20 protein-coding genes and 1 riboswitch are annotated in these 18,599 nt (G+C 35.6%); of the genes, 9 read left to right on the forward strand and 11 right to left on the reverse strand.

The window, feature by feature from the left end:
- Positions 1 to 17: 17 nt before the first annotated feature.
- Positions 18 to 173, reverse strand: coding sequence for a hypothetical protein (locus tag ACERJO_RS09720; RefSeq protein WP_373647352.1), 156 nt, complete (start codon positions 171 to 173; stop codon positions 18 to 20).
- A 155-nt stretch (positions 174 to 328) separates the two neighbouring features.
- Here ACERJO_RS09720 and ACERJO_RS09725 point away from each other — a divergent pair, with 155 nt between their 5' ends.
- Positions 329 to 1,708 (forward strand): Glu/Leu/Phe/Val family dehydrogenase, encoded by a 1,380-nt coding sequence (locus ACERJO_RS09725; protein WP_373647353.1) that lies wholly within the window; start codon positions 329 to 331, stop codon positions 1,706 to 1,708.
- 143 nt (positions 1,709 to 1,851) lie between these two features.
- Here ACERJO_RS09725 and ACERJO_RS09730 read toward each other — a convergent pair whose 3' ends face one another.
- Entirely contained in the window at positions 1,852 to 2,958 is a 1,107-nt protein-coding gene (locus ACERJO_RS09730) for an AbrB family transcriptional regulator (RefSeq protein WP_247106691.1), read from the reverse strand.
- Positions 2,959 to 3,087: 129 nt separating this feature from the next.
- On the opposite strand from ACERJO_RS09730, the gene ACERJO_RS09735 reads away from it, so the two are divergent.
- On the forward strand, positions 3,088 to 3,465 hold the full coding sequence (locus ACERJO_RS09735) for a hypothetical protein (RefSeq protein ID WP_247106690.1): 378 nt from the start codon (positions 3,088 to 3,090) through the stop codon (positions 3,463 to 3,465).
- Positions 3,455 to 4,018: an endolytic transglycosylase MltG gene (locus tag ACERJO_RS09740; RefSeq protein WP_247106689.1), complete on the forward strand. Its 564-nt coding sequence runs from the start codon at positions 3,455 to 3,457 to the stop codon at positions 4,016 to 4,018. Before ACERJO_RS09735 ends, ACERJO_RS09740 begins: the two co-directional genes overlap by 11 nt.
- Before the next feature lie 72 nt (positions 4,019 to 4,090).
- On the opposite strand, the gene ACERJO_RS09745 is transcribed toward ACERJO_RS09740, so the two are convergent.
- Positions 4,091 to 4,723: a trimeric intracellular cation channel family protein gene (locus tag ACERJO_RS09745; protein WP_247106688.1), complete on the reverse strand. Its 633-nt coding sequence runs from the start codon at positions 4,721 to 4,723 to the stop codon at positions 4,091 to 4,093.
- Positions 4,724 to 4,892: 169 nt separating this feature from the next.
- On the opposite strand from ACERJO_RS09745, the gene ACERJO_RS09750 reads away from it, so the two are divergent.
- Complete coding sequence (locus ACERJO_RS09750; protein ID WP_373647354.1) at positions 4,893 to 6,062, forward strand: LL-diaminopimelate aminotransferase; 1,170 nt, start codon at positions 4,893 to 4,895, stop codon at positions 6,060 to 6,062.
- 113 nt (positions 6,063 to 6,175) lie between these two features.
- On the opposite strand, the gene hmpA is transcribed toward ACERJO_RS09750, so the two are convergent.
- Positions 6,176 to 7,396 (reverse strand): NO-inducible flavohemoprotein, encoded by a 1,221-nt coding sequence (gene hmpA, locus ACERJO_RS09755; protein ID WP_373647355.1) that lies wholly within the window; start codon positions 7,394 to 7,396, stop codon positions 6,176 to 6,178.
- Positions 7,397 to 7,585: 189 nt separating this feature from the next.
- Here hmpA and ACERJO_RS09760 point away from each other — a divergent pair, with 189 nt between their 5' ends.
- A complete protein-coding gene (locus ACERJO_RS09760; RefSeq protein ID WP_373647356.1) occupies positions 7,586 to 8,050 on the forward strand; it encodes an RrF2 family transcriptional regulator in 465 nt (154 codons plus the stop codon).
- 40 nt (positions 8,051 to 8,090) lie between these two features.
- Here ACERJO_RS09760 and ACERJO_RS09765 read toward each other — a convergent pair whose 3' ends face one another.
- Positions 8,091 to 9,047 carry an L-lactate dehydrogenase gene (locus tag ACERJO_RS09765; RefSeq protein WP_373647357.1) on the reverse strand — a complete coding sequence of 319 codons (957 nt, stop codon included), beginning with the start codon at positions 9,045 to 9,047 and terminating at the stop codon, positions 8,091 to 8,093.
- Between the two features lie 190 nt (positions 9,048 to 9,237).
- Between ACERJO_RS09765 and ACERJO_RS09770 the strand changes: the two genes are divergently transcribed.
- Positions 9,238 to 10,716 (forward strand): methyl-accepting chemotaxis protein, encoded by a 1,479-nt coding sequence (locus ACERJO_RS09770; RefSeq protein WP_373647358.1) that lies wholly within the window; start codon positions 9,238 to 9,240, stop codon positions 10,714 to 10,716.
- Between the two features lie 46 nt (positions 10,717 to 10,762).
- Here the strand turns inward: ACERJO_RS09770 and ACERJO_RS09775 are convergent, their stop codons facing one another.
- The 6 genes from ACERJO_RS09775 to ACERJO_RS09800 form a co-directional block, all read right to left on the reverse strand.
- The gene (locus tag ACERJO_RS09775) at positions 10,763 to 12,067 is read right to left on the reverse strand and encodes an MFS transporter (protein WP_373647359.1); all 1,305 of its coding nucleotides are present in this window, start codon (positions 12,065 to 12,067) and stop codon (positions 10,763 to 10,765) included.
- A complete protein-coding gene (locus ACERJO_RS09780; RefSeq protein ID WP_247106681.1) occupies positions 12,067 to 12,840 on the reverse strand; it encodes a glycerophosphodiester phosphodiesterase in 774 nt (257 codons plus the stop codon). Before ACERJO_RS09780 ends, ACERJO_RS09775 begins: the two co-directional genes overlap by 1 nt.
- Before the next feature lie 97 nt (positions 12,841 to 12,937).
- Positions 12,938 to 13,699, reverse strand: a complete 762-nt coding sequence (locus ACERJO_RS09785) for a TatD family hydrolase (protein ID WP_373647360.1) — start codon at positions 13,697 to 13,699, stop codon at positions 12,938 to 12,940.
- 278 nt (positions 13,700 to 13,977) lie between these two features.
- Positions 13,978 to 14,673: a P-II family nitrogen regulator gene (locus tag ACERJO_RS09790; RefSeq protein WP_247106679.1), complete on the reverse strand. Its 696-nt coding sequence runs from the start codon at positions 14,671 to 14,673 to the stop codon at positions 13,978 to 13,980.
- 1 nt (position 14,674) lies between these two features.
- Positions 14,675 to 15,403 (reverse strand): DUF1538 domain-containing protein, encoded by a 729-nt coding sequence (locus ACERJO_RS09795; RefSeq protein ID WP_247106678.1) that lies wholly within the window; start codon positions 15,401 to 15,403, stop codon positions 14,675 to 14,677.
- Positions 15,400 to 16,092: a DUF1538 domain-containing protein gene (locus ACERJO_RS09800; RefSeq protein WP_373647361.1), complete on the reverse strand. Its 693-nt coding sequence runs from the start codon at positions 16,090 to 16,092 to the stop codon at positions 15,400 to 15,402. The genes ACERJO_RS09795 and ACERJO_RS09800 overlap by 4 nt, the downstream gene beginning before the upstream one ends.
- 247 nt (positions 16,093 to 16,339) lie before the next feature.
- On the opposite strand from ACERJO_RS09800, the gene ACERJO_RS09805 reads away from it, so the two are divergent.
- The 3 genes from ACERJO_RS09805 (at position 16,340) to ACERJO_RS09815 (ending at position 18,376) form a co-directional block, all read left to right on the forward strand.
- A complete protein-coding gene (locus ACERJO_RS09805; protein ID WP_247106676.1) occupies positions 16,340 to 17,098 on the forward strand; it encodes a DeoR/GlpR family DNA-binding transcription regulator in 759 nt (252 codons plus the stop codon).
- Positions 17,099 to 17,231: 133 nt separating this feature from the next.
- The gene (locus tag ACERJO_RS09810) at positions 17,232 to 18,038 is read left to right on the forward strand and encodes a histidinol-phosphatase (RefSeq protein WP_247106772.1); all 807 of its coding nucleotides are present in this window, start codon (positions 17,232 to 17,234) and stop codon (positions 18,036 to 18,038) included.
- Positions 18,039 to 18,178: 140 nt separating this feature from the next.
- Complete coding sequence (locus ACERJO_RS09815; protein WP_247106675.1) at positions 18,179 to 18,376, forward strand: BshB3 potential contributor to bacillithiol synthesis; 198 nt, start codon at positions 18,179 to 18,181, stop codon at positions 18,374 to 18,376.
- A gap of 54 nt (positions 18,377 to 18,430) precedes the next feature.
- Positions 18,431 to 18,541: riboswitch (TPP riboswitch) on the forward strand.
- Positions 18,542 to 18,599: the final 58 nt, after the last annotated feature.

Below are 18,599 nucleotides of genomic sequence, written 5' to 3' on the forward strand. Positions count from 1 at the left end.
CTCACTCATGTACACCATTAAGACGGATTATGTTGGCTTTCTTCATAAGCAATTAACCGAACTTCTTTATTCGCTTCTTTGTTTAAACGAGTTTCTAGCGCTTTTATCTCATCAATTAGATGGTGATCGAGTCTTGCAGCAGTGTATCGATCTTCGGGAATGTCTTCATACATATTCGTCTTCGGCTCCTTTTTATACATTGAGATTAGTGATAGTTTCCGCAAGTATTGTTACAATTATGTTAGAACGAAATGGTAAGTTTAAGACATGCAAAAGAGTGGTACGAGAATACTGTACTGACTTACATGAAAATAATGGAGGTTTTTTAATGGCAAAACAGACAAGTGAAATCGTGAAACAATCGTTAGACGTGCTAATGGAAGACAAAAGTTTTTTACCCGAGCTAACAGGAGAATCTAGAGCTAAGGCATTTGCTTCTTTAGTGGCTATTTTATCGACACCGAATCAAGTACATAAGTCCTTTTTACGGATCTCATTAGAAAATGGACATGTCGTTCGTATTCCATCCTTTCGAGTTCAGCACAATAATGCATTAGGACCGTATAAAGGAGGTATTCGATTTCATGAAACGGTACAAGAGGACGAGGTTATTAATTTAGCCGCTTTAATGACATTAAAAAATGCACTTCATGATGTACCTTTTGGAGGTGGAAAAGGTGGAGTCATCGTCAATCCGCGGGAACAATCGATAAAGGAACTACATCTAATTTGTAAGAAATATGTGCAATATTTTAGTGATAGTCTTGGACCAGATAAGGACATTCCTGCACCGGATGTCGGAACAAGTGAAAGAGAAATGGATTGGATGATGGCAGAATACAAAAGCATTAGACCTGGACAAGCGTATTTTGGAAGCTTCACCGGGAAAAGTATTGAAAATGGTGGTTCTTTAGGGAGAAGGGAAGCGACCGGAAAAGGGGTTTATTTTTCATTACGATATATGTTACATCAATTTTTGAATGATCATAAATCATTGTTAACGAGTACGAATAACAGGTTTGCTAAAACGGTGTTAGCTTTTGAAAAGAAACCATTACAAATAGCGATTCAAGGCTTTGGAAATGTTGGTTCAGTAGCAGCACTCGAAGCCTATCATTGTTCGTATTTACAAAATAAAGTAGTAAGCGTGAGTGATCGAAATGTCATGCTATATAATTCAGAAGGACTAGATATTCCAACATTAGTCAAATATACGATGGCTCACAATGGTGATTTACCAATAAACGAAGCAGAATTAAATGAGCACGGGATTAAAGCAACGATTCATTCTAACTATGAGATTCTGTCCTTAAATGTAGATGTATTAATTTTGGCAGCGCTTGAAGATCAAATTCATAGTGAAAACGTAAATGATGTGAAAGCTCAAATCATTGTCGAAGGAGCAAATGCTCCTGTAACAGCAGAAGCTGATGAGATCATTAATCAGCAAGGGAAAATAATCATTCCAGATATTTTAGCTAATGCAGGTGGAGTTATTGTCTCATATTTTGAATGGCTACAAGGGAGAGAGACACAATTTCATACAGAAGATGAGATTATTCATATGCTCTATAATAAGATGAAAACAACGATGGAAATGATTCTACCAAGGTTCTTTGGAGATCCGTTCCCACTCAGACAAAATTGTTATATCCATTCTGTTATGAGGCTTTCAACTGTATTATTTAAGCAAGGAAAGTTATATTAAGAAGCTGCTATCGTTTGCACTCATTTCAGGGTTGAAAGGCTACAGAATTTCTTTATAGAGAAACGATTTACAATCTTCTTCGCCTCATGCCATCCACAATCTAAGCTAGAACTGCTTATCGCGAAATAGATAAGCGGTTTTAGCTATGAGCATTTCTTTAATCGTTTTCTTTTACGTGAAAAATACCATTGTAAAGTTATAGGAACTACAGTGATAATGAGTAAGATTCGGATCATTTGCAAAGAGCTAACGATGGCTGGATCCGCACCAACAGAAGAAGCGGTTAATGCCATTTCAATAAGTCCGCCTGGTGCAAGACTCAATATAGCTGTAGCATAATCCATTGAAGTAAGAAATGCTAATATCGTACCTAATCCAAATGAAATAGAAATGATGATCAGTGTCGTAATGAGAAAATGAATACAGTAAGCACCGCCTTTTTGTAAATCTTTGATGGATATTGATATGCCTAATCCGATTCCAACTGATAATTGAGCAAGCACGACGAACAAAGAGGGAACAGTCGGTAAATCAATGATTGACATGTTAAGAAATGCTGTCAAAAGCATCGGGATTAGAACGATTCCTGCTGGGATTTTCTCTTTTAGGAGAAATCCAATAGTAATTGGTATGATGAACCAAAGTAGTGATAATTCAATATGTAAAAATGATTCATTTGTTTGAGAAACGAATTCACGATCTGGATTTGATGTGTGAAATAAAATAATAATAACAGATGGTACCGTGAAAAGAACCGTAACAAGTCGGATTGTTTGGAAGATCAGAACAAATGAAGAATTAGCTTTCAAATCTTCACTTGCAATGACCATCTCAGTCAACCCTCCAGGGATCGTACTTAAAACACTCGTTACTTGATCGATTTGAATTGATTTTGAAATAAGAGTTCCAATCATTATACATATTATAATGAGAATAATAGTAAGTAATACATATGGAATGAAGAATGGAAAAATCATTTGAACAGAAGATAATGTAAAATAAAGACCAAAATAAATGCCCAAAATCGTTAACCCACTATTTTTTAGGTAATCGGGCCAAATCATATCTCTTTTACTTATCGTTTTCCAGATCACAACAAAAAGTAATGGACCTAAGACCCATGGTAGTGGTAGTGATATAGACATAGCAATTACTCCACCTAAAAGACTAATGAATAGAACTTCACTAATGCGTAAAACATTCATAACAGCATCACTCCAACTTTTACAAGCTACTAATACTATTTTCATAAAATATAACACCATTTGTCGAACTACTGACTATTTTCATATTTTCTTATTTTAAATCGTAATTGCTTCACTTTCAATGTATAATAAGAATGGTTGAAAATCGTAAGGTTGAGGGAGGATGTATAACAGATGGGATGGGCTTTACTTCTCATTTTTATAGTAGCTATTATTTTGCTTTGTTGGTCGCTCTTTTCTAAGGAACAATCAACAGAGAAGAAACAAATGGAACAATTTTCGGTTTCCGTTATGCAAGAGGTTGATCATTTGCAACAGCAAATAAGAGATTTAGAACTTGATCAGGATATTATTGCGCAAGAGGCAAATATACCGTCGAAAACATCTCAAGAACGTAAAGTACTGCGTGAATTATTAGACCTTCATAGAAGAGGATATTCTATGGAAGGAATTGCTCATGAAAAAGGGTTATCAGAAAATGAGGTTATTTTGCTATTAACTCCATATATTGAAGCTAAGCAAGAAAGGAGACAAGCAGCAAATGACGGTTAAGACGGTCAGAGCATTTGCTTCAGGCCTCCTAATGGCAGGCGCTATCTGTGGAATCGCCTATGCTGTTGATACAGGCTCCGCAGAAGAGTTAGAAAATGAGGCTACTGATGAAAATGTACACTCAGACTCTAATGATGAACAAATTAATGATCAATTGTCTGAAGATGATTATTCGTTAGAGGATATGACATCTGAATTGATAAATGAAGGTTACATTGTCAGATCAGAAGATGAATGGCAAACGATTCTTGATGAATTAGATGAAAGTCATGAGGAAGAGTTAAATGAATTACGTGATAGGATTAGTGAGTTAGAAGATCACGATGAAAATAGTGATGGAGCGTCTGTTATATATCGAACGATATTAACGGTTACACCTGGTATGACGAGTATTGATGTAGGACAAGCTCTTGAGAGAGCTAATATTATTGACCGGGCGATGGATTTCTTTGATGAAGTAGAAGATCAAGGATTGGCAAATAGCTTGAAACCTGGAACGTATGAAGTAGATAGTGAAATGTCATTGTCTGAAGTGATTAGTGAAATTTTTTAATAGGAACGTCATTTCTTATTAAAAAAAGGATGAACCTAGCGAGAAGCTAAGTTCATCCTTTTTTAGTGTGCTCTATTTACTATATGTTGGGGAGTTGGACTGCTTGAATTGAAATTTTGGAAGTTGCCAGTCAAAATGGACGGACAATAGTCGTAATACGACAATGAGGCAAAGTAAAATATATAAACTCATACCGGTTGGGAATATATTCAAACCGATTAATAATCCAGCTAACATTGCCCATAGAGCATAAATTTCCTTTCTAAAAATCATCGGCTGACGCTTTGCTAGTAAATCACGGACGACACCACCACCACAACCCGTTAATGCGGCGGCTGTAATAACAGCAATAAGAGGTAGTTGTGCTTCTTTAGCAAACATAGCTCCTTGAATCGCAAATGCGGCAAGCCCAAAAGCATCCACTGTATGTCCCCATTTATGCCAATGCTTCATAAAAATACTAGGAAAAATAAATAAAAGGGTGATAGAAATAAAAGCAACGATAAACAGCGTCCCTTGTTCCCATAAGGCAGATACAGGGACACCGATCAGTAAATTTCGAATGGCACCTCCACCGAAGGCACAACAAAAGCCTAAAGCAAAAACACCTAATAAATCATAATCACATTCTTTATCTAGTGCGACCATGGCTCCACTTAAAGCAAAGGCGATCGTTCCGATAATATTTAATACATCCCACACCACAGCGCAGCACACTCCTTACCTTTCACAGATGTCTAACAAACATTATAAAGCAAAAACACTGAAAATAGTGAACTTTTTCGTAAATTTCATCTAATTTGTTCGGATATACTCGTGTGAATGGAGGAAATGTTATAATAAGCAATAGAATTTGAAGAAATGAGGAGTTTTTATGGTGTTCTTATCTAAGAAAATGGAGCAGTTTCAAACAAGTATTTTTACTGAATTATCCGTATATAAAGCAAAGAAAAAAAAGGAAGGTAGAAGTCTAATTGATTTAAGCATTGGAAGTCCAGATTTACCTCCTCCATCTTTTATTGTTGAGGAATTAGTGTCTCAAGTACAAGATGTGAGTCAATATAAGTATGCATTAGATGGAATAACGGAATTGCATGAAGCGATTCACTCTTATTATATTCGTCATTATGATGTAGAAGTGCATGCACAACATGAAATATTAAGCTTAATGGGATCACAGGATGGACTTGTTCACCTTCCGAGCGTGTTGGCAAATGAAGGAGAAGTTATTTTAGTACCCAATCCTGGTTATACAGCTTATGCAGCAGGTATTAGCCTAGCAGGAGCTATTCCTTATTCAATGCCCCTTAGCGAAGAAAATCAATTTTTACCTAATTTAGAGGCTATTCCAAGCGATATTAGAGAAAAAGCGAAATTAATGATTATTAACGTACCTGGAAATCCAATCCCCAACATGGCTGATACAGACTACTTTGAGAAGCTCATTCATTTTGCAAAAAAGCATGACATTTTCATTTTGCATGACTTTGCTTACTCCGAGCTTTATTATGAGAAAAAGCCAATAAGTTTGTTGGCGATAGAGGGGGCAAAAGAGGTTGCTATTGAATTTAACTCCTTATCTAAAAGCTTTAATATGGCTGGTTGCCGAATTGGGTACGTTGTGGGTAACGCTACTGTCATACAGGCATTAAAACGGTTAAAATCGAACCTTGATTTCGGAGTGTTTATTCCTATTCAGAAAGCTGCAGCTCGTGCTTTAAATGATCGCTCAAGCTTTAGTGGGAATTTAAGAGACGTTTACAGAAAAAGAAGAAATACGTTAGTATCTGGTTTACATTCAATAGGGTGGCATGTAGATCAACCTCAAGCTTCGATGTTTGTTTGGGCAAAAATACCATTCGAGATTAGCTCCTTAGAACTTGCATACCGATTTATTGATGAAACAGGGGTTGTCATGATACCAGGGATAGCATTTGGTTCAGAAGGTGAGGGTTATATGAGAATGGCTTTTGTACAGGACGAGGTAGTGTTACAAACCGCTGTCAACCAATTAAAAACAAGTTCTTTTTTTAATAATCGTTGAGTTGATCGAGACTGGGGCAAAAGTGTTTGAATAAATGAGAAACCGAGCAAATAAAACGATTTTCAGTTGAGCACTTTCTTTTATATCCCAGCCTCTTTCTATATGTCTTAATTTTATGATGTCGCAGGTTCTATCGCCATCGCAGGTCCAAAAAATTCATAACGTACCTCACTTTGATGTAATCCTAATTCATTTAAATAAGAAATCATTAGTTTCATGAAAGGGACAGGGCCACAAATATAGAAAATCCCTTGATCTGTAATCATTTCTGTTAAATGTTCCTTCTTAATAAATCCTTTAAAATCATAATCCTCATGTAAACGATCAGCCTTTTGCGGTTCGCTAAAAAACGTTATACTCTTGCCATTTTTTAACGTAGTCATGAGTTGTTTAATTTCCTCTTGGAAAGCACGAGTCTTACCATCTTTTGCAGCGTGGATAAATGTAAGCTTTCGATTAGGGTTATGCAAAGCAACATATTTAGCCATACTTAACAGGGGAGTAATACCAACACCACCACTTAGAAAATAAATGGGATTCTCATTTGCTTCGCTAAGTGTGAATTCACCTGCAGGAGCTGTTAATTCTAATTCGTGCCCAACGTTAATTTGATCGTGAAGATAATTCGAGACTTTTCCTTCTGGTTGGTGTTCGTTTTCTCGCTTTACAGATATACGCAAGTACGGTTTCCCAGGTACATCTGATAAACTATATTGTCGATTGGATAAATAATTCTCCCCAGGTAGTTGTACACGAATTGTAACGTATTGACCCGGTTTAAAGTGTGGGATAGCACCCTGGTCTACTGGCTGTAAGTAAAACGAAGTAATACATTTACTTTCTACTTGTTTACGTATCACTTTAAATGCTCTGTAGCCATCCCATCCACCTATTTGCTGAGCCGCTTCTTCATACATTTCATTTTCCACATCAATAAATACTTGAGCAATAACGCCATATGCTTCTTCCCATGCGTCTAATATGTCTTCAGTAGCGGCATCACCTAATACTTCTTTAATAGCTTTTAATAAATATTTACCTACTATAGGATAATGTTCAGCTTTTATTTGTAAACTTCGGTGCTTATGAGCGATTTGTTTTACTTTTGGCAATAATACTTCCAACTGATCGATGTTTTGTGCTGCAGCATAGACAGTGTTGGCCAAAGAGATTTGTTGTCGTCCTTTTTTTTGATTTGCATGATTGAAAATATGTAATAGCTCTGGGTGTTCATTAAACATAGATTCATAAAAATGACTTGTAATATCAACTCCTTTATTTGCTAAAATCTGCGCAGTAGATTTAATAATTTTAATCGTTTTTGTCGATAACATGATAAACCTCCATTAAACATATATTTTAAATACATCTTTAATTGTAAAAGGGAATAATATTAAAAGCAATATTTAATATACATGTTTAAAAAGTGTTCACATTTCGAGTGTTGTTATTATAAATTTAAAATGATCTATGTTATGATAATTTCACTTACAAAAAACATTGTAGTATATAAGGGGCTTACTATGAGATTAACGAATTATACAGATTACTCATTACGAGTACTCACTTATTTGGCATTAAAAGATAAAGAGGAGCTTTCTAATATAAAAGAGATTGCTGATTTCTATCAAATATCTAAAAATCATTTAATGAAAGTCACATATGAACTAGGGAAGTGGGGAATAATTGAAACGATTAGAGGGAGAAACGGTGGAATCAGATTATCAATTGATCCGGAAGAAGTGAATATCGGGAAAGTTGTGCGAAAAACAGAGGATGATTTTCATTTAGTGGAATGTTTCGATGCTTCTCGAAATGATTGTATCATTTCACCGGTATGTGGTTTGAAGCATGTTTTAAATGAAGCGTTGGTAGCCTATTTAAACGTGTTAGATCAGTATACATTGAAGGATATTTTACAAAATAAACAAATGTTATCGCAATACCTATCATCGAATTCTTCAGAAAAAAAACAACAGGAGGGTTAAGCTCCCGTTGTTTTAGAAGCGACTTTCATGGAATGCTTTTTTAGTTTATTTTAAAGTGGGGGGCAAGTATATCTTTTAAAATGTGAGCACTTTTATGAAAAGCAATGGATTCTTCCTCATTTAAATCAAGCTCAACGATTTCCCTAATTCCTTCGCGGTTAATAATAGTAGGAACACCAATATAGACATCTTTTTCATTGTATTGTCCATCAAGGTGGGCAGATACAGTCAGAATGGCATTTTCGTTGTTTAAAATCGCTTTCGTAATACGAACTAATGCCATAGCAATGCCATAATAGGTAGCGCCTTTTCCTCTAATAATGTGATAAGCAGCATCTCTAACATTCTCAAATAACTGCAGTAAATCCTCGATATTGTACTGTTCGTGACGTTTAATCATCTTCATAATAGGGACTCCACCAATATCAGCGAGACTGTAGACAGGCAGTTCACTATCACCATGCTCGCCAATAATATAAGCATGTACATTTGTAGGTGACACATTAAAATATTCACCAAGCATAAAGCGGAGCCGAGCCGTATCAAGTGTTGTCCCAGAACCAATAACACGCTCTTTAGGTAAGCCGCTAAACTTCCAAGTGGCATAAGTTAAAATGTCAACAGGGTTTGTTGCTACTAAGAAAATACCATCAAATCCACTATCCATCACTTGTTCAACAATGCTTTTGAATATATTTACATTTTTCTCGACAAGATCTAGTCTTGTTTCTCCAGGCTTTTGGTTAGCTCCAGCACATATGACAACGATGTCTACGTTATAACAATCCTCATATGTTCCGAATCGCACATGTGTAGGCTGAGGTGCGAAGACTTTTCCATGATTAAGATCCATGACATCACCGATTGCCTTTTCTTCATTTAAATCAATTAATATAAGCTCATCAACTATGCCTTGATTAATAAGTGAAAATGCATAACTAGACCCTACAAACCCTGTTCCAATTAGAGCAACTCGATTTAGTTTAATGTATGCCATTTCATCACATCCTTCATTCATTGTGAACGTACTATATATGGAGTATATCACTTTTCCAATGATTTAAGTTAAGTTTGCTCAATTTTTCACAAACTATCCACATCTTTTAAAAAAAAGACAAATAGATTAATGAGTGGTAAAATAGTAGCATGATTTAATACACATATACCAGTCGCAAAGGAGAATAGAGATGAATCGTGTACAAGAGATGATCAATCGTGATTTCAAAGTGAAGAACAAAATGATGCTTATTATTTTTTCCATGAGTATTTTAGCAGGTGCTATTTTATCCTTTGTGCAAGGAGAAACGGGAAAAGGAATCTATTATTTAAGTCAAGCGCTCTTATTATTAATAGCCTTTCTCGTCGTTTCATACATATTTAAAAAAGCAGCTGTTTTTCCATATAGCTTTATACTCATTGTTGCTGGATATACGATATCATATTCGCTTTTTTTGGGTGGGGGATTTGGAATTATATTCATCGCTTTTTTCTATTTACTATTTTCTGCTTTCCACTATCGTCATCGGATTTTTATCTTTGGATTAGTTCTAGGTTTTGCGATGATTCTTATTGAATTTTCAATAGGGGAATCTCAACATGAAATATATGCTTCTTTACAACCTTTTGTCCTATTAATTTATATACTAATGGGATTAGTACTCTATGGAATGATTCGAATTAATCATCAACAATCTTTGACATTACAAGAAATGCTTACGAAGGAAGAAGAGGCCAGCCGTAAAGAATCATCTCAAAAAGAGTTGCTCGTAACGGATCTAAAGGATATTACGAGCAATGTTAAGGAGGCTAATGAGAAGCTGAGAACAAATAATGAATCACAAAGTGAAATGGCTACAGCTATTAACCAAATTGCTGTAGGGAGTCAAACGCAAAGCGAACAAGTCATTGGAATATCAATGAATGCGCAGGAAATATTGACAATGATGAATCAATTAAATGAAAAATCGACAGAATTAAAAGGTGAAACGAATTCAACAGCAGACCAAGCGAACGAAGGTCAAAAGCTAATTCTTGGATTACAATCTTCAATGAATGAGTTACAAACGTTTGTTGGTCAGTTAAATCAGACCTTTCAAATATTAACTGAGAAAATTGAGGAAACGACAACTTTTACGAGCGATATTCGCGAAATAACTGAGCAGACTAATTTACTAGCTTTAAATGCTTCCATTGAAGCAGCTAGAGCGGGAGAAGCTGGAAAAGGCTTCTCGGTTGTTGCGAATGAAATTAAGAAATTAGCTCATATTACACATCAGACAACGGAGAAAATTACTAGTAATTTACATGAGGTGAATGATCAAAATCGATTAACGGTTGATAAGCTATCGCTGAGTAGTAGTCAGTTTGAGACGATTTTACAGTCAACACATACTGTGAAAAATAACTTTGATGGTATTACGAGTACGATTCAACAATTAGTACAGCAGTTTGATGAGTTTGATACGTTATCGGATACAGTAAAAGAACAATCAACAAACGTGGATTCTTCAACACGTTCATTAGCTAATATTATATATGAAACGTCAGCTAGTTTAGAGGAGCTAACAGCAACAATCGAAACATTAAAGCAAGATAATGAGGAGATTGCGTCATTAATTACTGCGACAACAGAACGTGCTCAAGACATTATTGAGAAGCAACAATAAGCGATAATAGCTAGCCTTAAAGAGAAGAACTTTAAGGCTAGCTTTTTTATCCTTGTAAATCGGTGTTGGTCATCGGTTGATTATCGTGTTGTGATGAAATAATGATGTGTCCTTTCCTTAAGAAATAGAAAGCGATGATGAAAGTAAATGCTGCACAATAGAATAAACTGGAGTGTCCAATTAAATCCATGAAAAGACCTAGCAAACCTGGTGCAATAATAGAAGAGGCCATAGAAAATAAGTAGTATAACCCAGTAAAAAAGCCGATGCGATGGACACCTCCTAAGTCAGCAACTAATGGGTATGCTTGAACATTAATGAAAGCCCAGGCAATTCCACTTAAAAATAGGACAGCTTGGAGTATGAGTATAAATGAATGACTACTATTATCGCTAACAAACAGAGGAAGTAATGGAATAAGAATAAAGAGTAAAGGTAACGCAATAAGTCCAATAAACATCGTAGGGGCTTTTCCTAGTTTAGAGCCGAGAATACCGGCCGGGATAGCAAACAATACAAATGAGAGACTAAAAAATCCAAGTGTCATTCCTGCAACATTTTCATCTAGCTGTAAATATTCGACAGCATAAACAGTGAATTGTGCTTCCATACCTGAATAACCAATAAAGTAAAGAAAAATGGCAATGAGAATGAGAAGCTGACCACGATATTGTTTTTCTTTTAATTTGAGTAAAGAATGTGTAAAGGATAATGAAGCTTGTGTTTCTTCTAAGCTATCGTTTGAACGGTTAGAGTAAGCTGGTTTTCGATCGACAATATAATAAAGTAGGATAAATGATAAAATTAGAAAAATACCGGCAACAATAAATGGGAAGGCTCGATTTATGACAAATAAGTTAGATAGTACAAACAATGCAATAATGGCTCCGATTCCTCCCATCAGATTGATAACACCATTAGCAGTGGACCGTTTGGAAGGGTGGGTATGATCGGGCATAAGGGCAATTACAGGTGCTCTATATATCGTCATTGCTAATAAAAAAATAATATCAATGATAAGTAATAGCCAAAGTGTGACGGTAGCGCTGTATGGGATGAGAATGAAAAAGATTGCTGCGATAGGCATTCCTACTATGATAAACGGTAATCTATTCCCAAGTGGAGATTGTAGCCGATCTGACCAAGAACCAATTAAAGGGATTAATAAGACAGCAAGCAAATTATCTAGTCCCATAATGGCCCCGCGAATCGCTCTTGATTCAATGAAATTACCTAAAATTAACGGCATATAAGCATTGTAGAAAGTCCAAATCATCGTTAGGGCAAAAAAACCACTACCGATAGCAGCAATTTTTTTATAGGAAAAGGTAGGAGCACTCTGAGTATTCATTACGTTCTCTCCTCAAATTCACTCATTTTAGAATGTTCGTCATACTTTTGTCGAATCAATAAAGCTTGATCAACGTGATCGGTAATAACGGCTGGGCATTGATAAAAGATAAGTCGCTTTAAATCCTCTTCCTCATTTACCGTGAAAGGTCTAACGGCTATTTGTTCTGTAGCAGCTTGATCTATTATTGGCTTTTGAGCAACAGGGTAAAAGCAATGTAACCCACGTGCTCCGACTGTTCGTGCATAATCCCATGGCTTATATAAGCCCTCCATAAACAAAATGGCGGTTTCAATATTAGGATTTAATTCCGCAATTTTTGCGAGGCTATAATGGTTAAATGATGATAGAATGATTTGATCTTCTAATTCATATGTAGTAATCATTTCAAGGATAATTTCCTCAAGCCCTTCATATGAAATCATGCCATTTTTTAATTCAATATTGGTTATCAAATCCGTTTGCTTTACCCACTGGAAGTATTCGTCTAACGAAGGGATTAAACATTTCTGTTCGTGATTATTTTTGATGGTTCCAGCGTCCCATTTCCTTAGCTCATTAAAGGTGAAATCCTTTACAAAACCAGCTCCATCTGTTGTTCGATTAATGGTTTCATCATGAATAATGACTGGAATGCGGTCTTTTGTTAATTGTACGTCTAACTCAATTCCGTCGGCTCCACTATCATAAGCTGCTTGAAATGCAACCATCGTATTTTCTGGATATCTTGCAGAAAAACCTCTATGTGCAAAAATCATTGTTCTATGCTTCAACTCATTTCACTCTCCTTCATTGTTGACTCTATATTCTTTCGGGAAAAGTGGAAATAATCCTGCCGCTCATTTATGTTTTACAAAACGTTTAACTTCTTTACAATAGGTAGCATTGCTTTGTATTAAATTCTATTTGCTCGGCAATGTTTAATTTAGTGTCGTGTACCTGTTGTTCTATACTATGGACAACATTCTTTAACATAAGAGGCGTCGTTTCTTGATTTTGAAATGAATCGTTGTATTGCCACGGACCATCTGTTTCAATAAGTAATTGAGTAAGTGGGACGTTTTGGAGCAGGAGCTGGTCCCGTTTACGGTAGCATAACTCTGGTGTGACGGAAATATAATACTGGGCATTCAAGATGTTAGTTAATACATCTTGAGGTCCTTTGAACCAATGAAAATGAGCTTGTTTAATTTTATGTTTCTTTAATAGAGAAAGTACGCTTGCTGCTTTATCGTGAACGGCATGTAAGGAAACAGGAAGTTCATATTGATAAGCATATAATAACAATTCATCTAGTAATTCTGTGAAAAAGGGGAGTTTGTCAACTTGCTGGGGCTCATAATGGGGTAGACCAATTTCACCAATTGCAGTAATTCTTGATCGTTCTTCTTTGAGAAGCTGTTTAAATTCTATTAAATCATGGTTTGTTGGATAAGAAAACTCTGGATGAAACCCAATACAAGCATTGACAAAATACGGGAAACGAAGCTGTAATTCAAGGGTTTTATAGGAAGAATGGAGATCTGTAGATACTGCTATTACTTGCTTTACTCCTGCTTGCTGCCATTGATCTATTTTTTCGGGTAAAGTTAAATAATCATATTGATCTAAATGTATATGTGCATCAATCATGTTCATGTCTCCTTTATATTATATTTCACATGCATGAGGATGAGACATAACGAAAGTGTTTAGCTGAGAAACTGAACAATGTATGAACGTAACGAGTAAAGAGTATATACGTAGACTTAAGAAGCAAAGCTAAGAACCCACAGTGCATAGCATTAGGCCAACCAGTTTTCCGTTTTAAGAAAGGTTTGTTTGCAGCTATGCAGTTGTTCGGATTCTCATTGATTAAAACCTTTTTGTCCCAGCCTCTGTATTTAATGTGAAATGATAAACTGTTCTTTCTATTTATTTAATTCGTCTTGAAGATGATGAATCCCAATTGTTCGTTCAACGTCTAAAATAAATCCAATTCCTTTGCCAGGTTGATTAATTTGTACATCCTCTTCAATTTGTGCCAGTACTTGTTTCGTTTTCTCTTTTGAAATTAATGTTAGTATAATCTCTTTTTCAGGTTCAATGGATAAATTTAACAACTTGGCTCTTTCATGTATACCTGTTCCACGTCCAGAAATAATTGTACCCCCTTCAGCGCCTGCTTTCTTTGTTGCATTGACGACTTTTTCAGAGTCACCTTTATTGACGATTGTGACAATTAACTCAAAATGCATAGCTTCTTTTGACATTGGTTGCTCATTCTCCTTCTCGTCTACAATGTTTTGAACATGGCATAAACCTAGAATAGATTTAATGTGTAAGACGATTCCTAAGCCTTTTCCCGGTTTGTCGATGGAATAGTCTACATTTATTTGCTCAATGACGTTGTGAACCATTTTTGAGGGGACAGCTGTTAAAATAATATTTTTTTCGGGCTCAATAGGTATACCAAGAAAATGCTTTTTCTCATGTATCCCTACACCACGACCTAAAAGAATCGTTCCCCCATCAGCACCTGCTTTTTTCGTCGACTTGACAATATGCTTGGCGTCACCTTTTTTTACAATTGTTATAATAAGTGAATAGTTTAAGTTAAGATCCATTTTAATTAGATTCAGCTCGCTTTCTTTCAAAAATTAAACCTAATATAAGAACAGATAAAATAGGAGCCAATGCCACTAGTGCAATCATACCAAACCCATCCATTAATGGGTCGCGCCCTTCAATAACTGAAGCGATGCCTACGGCAATCGCTAGTATAAATGTGACGGTCATCGGACCTGTTGCGACTCCACCAGAATCAAAAGCAATCGCAATAAACGTATTTGACGAGAAGAACATTAAAATCATGACAAGTAGATAACCTGGTATAATGACATACCATAAGGGAAAGCCGCTTAAAATACGAAACATTGATAAAGCGATTGAGCATGCAACACCAATGGACAACGTGTACAACATCATTCTCTCTGAAATATAGCCACTAGATACTTTTTCTACTTGATTATTAAGGATCCTCACAGCAGGTTCAGCAAAAGTTGCTACAAATCCTAATAAGAAACCAACGGGGATCACAACCCAATTGTAGCTGAGTTCGCCTAACTTTTCCCCCATAAGCTCACCAGCGGGAAAGAAACCAACATGTACTCCTTGCAAAAACAACGTAAGTCCCGTAAATGATAATACGATTCCAATAAATATACGAAACAACTTTTTTTTATTTAGTTTTAAAAAGATAAACTGAAAAACTAAAAAGAAAATAAGTAGTGGAATCAGGGCAAACGTTACTTCAAAAATGGTTTCTTCAAAGCCTGCGAATATTCGAGACATCATCCGTAAATCACCCCTAAAATCAATACAGCAATGATTGGACCAATCGATGCAAGAGCGACTAATCCAAAGCTATCACTTGATGAAGTTTTACCACGAATGACAGAAGCTACCCCCACGCCTAAAGCTAAAATAAAAGGTACAGCCATCGGTCCTGTCGTAACACCACCTGCATCAAATGATATCGGAATAAAAGATTCAGGTGTAAATGCAGCTAGAACAAAAACAACTGCATAACCGCCTAGTAATAACCATTTTAAAGGGATATTGTATACCATTCGTAATAAGGACAAGGCAGCGAAAATGCCTAGGCCAATTGCTACAGAATAGATAAGCACCATTTGTGAGATGTCTCCACCAGATACGTCATCAATTTGACTTGATAATACACGAACATCTGGTTCAGCAACGGTAACTACAAACCCTAGTAAAAAGCCGAAAAATAGAATTAAGCTGATTTTTTTGGTTTTTGGTAAAGTAGATCCGATCATTTCTCCTATAGGGAGCAATCCAATATGTACACCGAGTAAAAACAGAAAAAGACCTAAACTTACCATGAATACACCTATTAAAAATTGAATAAAAACATCTGCGGGCAACCAAATGATCGTGTACTGTAAAATGATGATGACAAACGTTATTGGTAATATGGCAAAAATAACTTCTTTAGCTTGATCCTTTATATCGTTCATTTCATTCTCCTTTCATTTATTCAGCTTTATTCTAATCTCATGTGGAACCTGTGTTTTTCTTACTTATAGAAAGGAGAAAACACATTCATTCTATTCCCGTATGTTGAGTAGTTAAACCTTTATGATGCAGCCTTTCATTACACATTGCCTTTCATATAAAATAAACAAGATTCACTATGATAAACCAATCAAACATGATAAAATAAAAACAAACAAAAATAAACAAAGGTTAGTGTGGGGTGACTAAATGCTTGTAGCAGAAAGACACGAAAAGATAACAGCACTTGTAAACGAACGTGGTAGTATTCGAGTAACAGAGCTCAGTCAACTGTTCAATGTCACAGAAGAAACGATTCGACGTGACTTGGAACGGCTAGAAAATGAAGGGAAGCTAAGAAGAAGTCACGGTGGAGCAATTAGTATGAAGACAAATCAAATAGAAGCTCCTTATTTTGAGCGTGAAATTCGAAATGTAAAAGAGAAAACAAATGTTGCCAAGGCTGCACTTGAATATGTCAATGAGCATGATCGAATTATTTTAGATGCAAGTACGACTGCTTGGTATATGGCAAAGCTCTTGCCTAATATGGCTTTAACGGTAGTAACAAATTCTCTTAAGGTAACTATGGAATTAGCACAACATGATAAAGTAACGGTAATTTCTCTTGGCGGTACGTTACTGCCTCGCTCGTTATCATTTGTAGGTCCAGTATCAACTGATTCTCTTGAACATTATCATGTCAACAAAGCATTTCTTTCCTGTCAAGGTATTCACCATGATAGAGGAATTAGTGATTCAAATGAACTTCAAGCTATTGTTAAGAAAAAAATGATGGAAATTTCTGATGAAACATTTTTGCTCGCTGATTATTCGAAATTTGGTGTTCAAGCATTTGCACGCATCGGTTCGTTAGAAAGTGTTCAAATGATCATTACAGATCACAATACATCGGATGACCAGCTTACACGATTTAAAGATTTGCCATTGTCAATTATAAAATCATAGTTTCAGCTTGTTCGAAAAAGAGAGCGATCCTTTTTAGTGTATGTAGCAAAGATTAGCACCATAACTTAGTGAAGTATGGTAAAATAAGTTCGATTTGATTGAAGGACTTATTGTAAAGGGTGAAACGATGACGATTAAATTTGATTTACATACTCATCACGAACGTTGTGGACATGCAATCGGTACAATTGAAGATTATATTAGACAAGCGATTCAATTAAACTTAGATTATATTGGTATCTCGGATCATACTCCGCATTTCTACAGTGAGGAGGATCATCTCTATCCAGGGATTACGATGAAGAAAAGTGAATTTAAAAGTTATGTGGAGGAAGTATTACAGCTTAAAGAGAAGTATGCAAGTAGGATCCATGTGCTTTTAGGGATTGAAAGTGATTTCTTCATTGATCATATGATTCATTACCATAAGCAATTCGAATTGTATCCATTTGATTATATTATTGGCTCTGTCCATTTTATTCACGACATAAATATTTTTCAACGTGGTCGATTTGATTCATTAACTCAATCAGAACGAGTTCAAGTTAAAGAAAGCTATTATGAACAAATTGCTTTATCAGCTAAAAGTGGATTTTTTCAAATATTAGGGCATATTGATGCGATGAAAGGGTATTATCCTCCATTTTCAGACTTAAAAACGGAGGTTGTTGACAAAACGTTAAAAATAATAGGAGAAGAACAGGTCGCAATTGAAATAAATACATCTGGTAAAACAAAGGATGTTGGGGGATGGTATCCAGCAAATGAAATTCTAGAACGAGCATTATTTTACAGTGTTCCAGTTACTTTTGGTTCAGATGCTCATACACCTGAGCGAATAGCGGATGATTTTGACCTAGTCAGGAAAAGGTTAAAAGAAATCGGTTATAAGGAATGGACTTATTTTATTAATAAAAAGGCAGTGAATGTTTCTTTGTAAAGGATGAATAATAGCTCTGTTTTTGAGCTACTATTTAATGGGTTTACATAATATTATTATAGTAATTTTTATTAAAGTTCGTTTTTATAAAACTGTCATGTTACAATGTGGAGAACTTAATGTTTCTAAAGGAGTCACATATGCTATTTCCTGTTTTGCTTTCATTTGTCGTTTGTGTCGTTGCACTTGTCATCACTTTAAAATTAACAGCAGCTAATGATGAAGAATATGATAGTAAAAAAAGTATGAAACATATGTCATGGATTTACTTTCTCGTGTTTCCTATTATTCTAGTCGTTGTTTTACTTTTATGGTGGATTGCGGAGTTAATGAGTTAGTTGAATAAATCATTTGGCTAATAATCGATAGTGTGGTATCATTTACTAGAAATTGAATAGTACTCGGGGAGCTATGAGGTTGGCTGAGAGGATGTCCCGTTGAAGACATCGACCCTTTAACCTGATCTGGGTAATTCCAGCGGAGGGATGTATGACTAATTTGTATACGTGTATTAAATGAACGTCTACATGCCTCCATGCATGTAGACGTTTTTTGCTGCTT

The organism is Halalkalibacter sp. AB-rgal2 (genome assembly GCF_041821005.1).
Classification (GTDB): Bacteria; Bacillota; Bacilli; order Bacillales; family Bacillaceae_D; genus Halalkalibacter.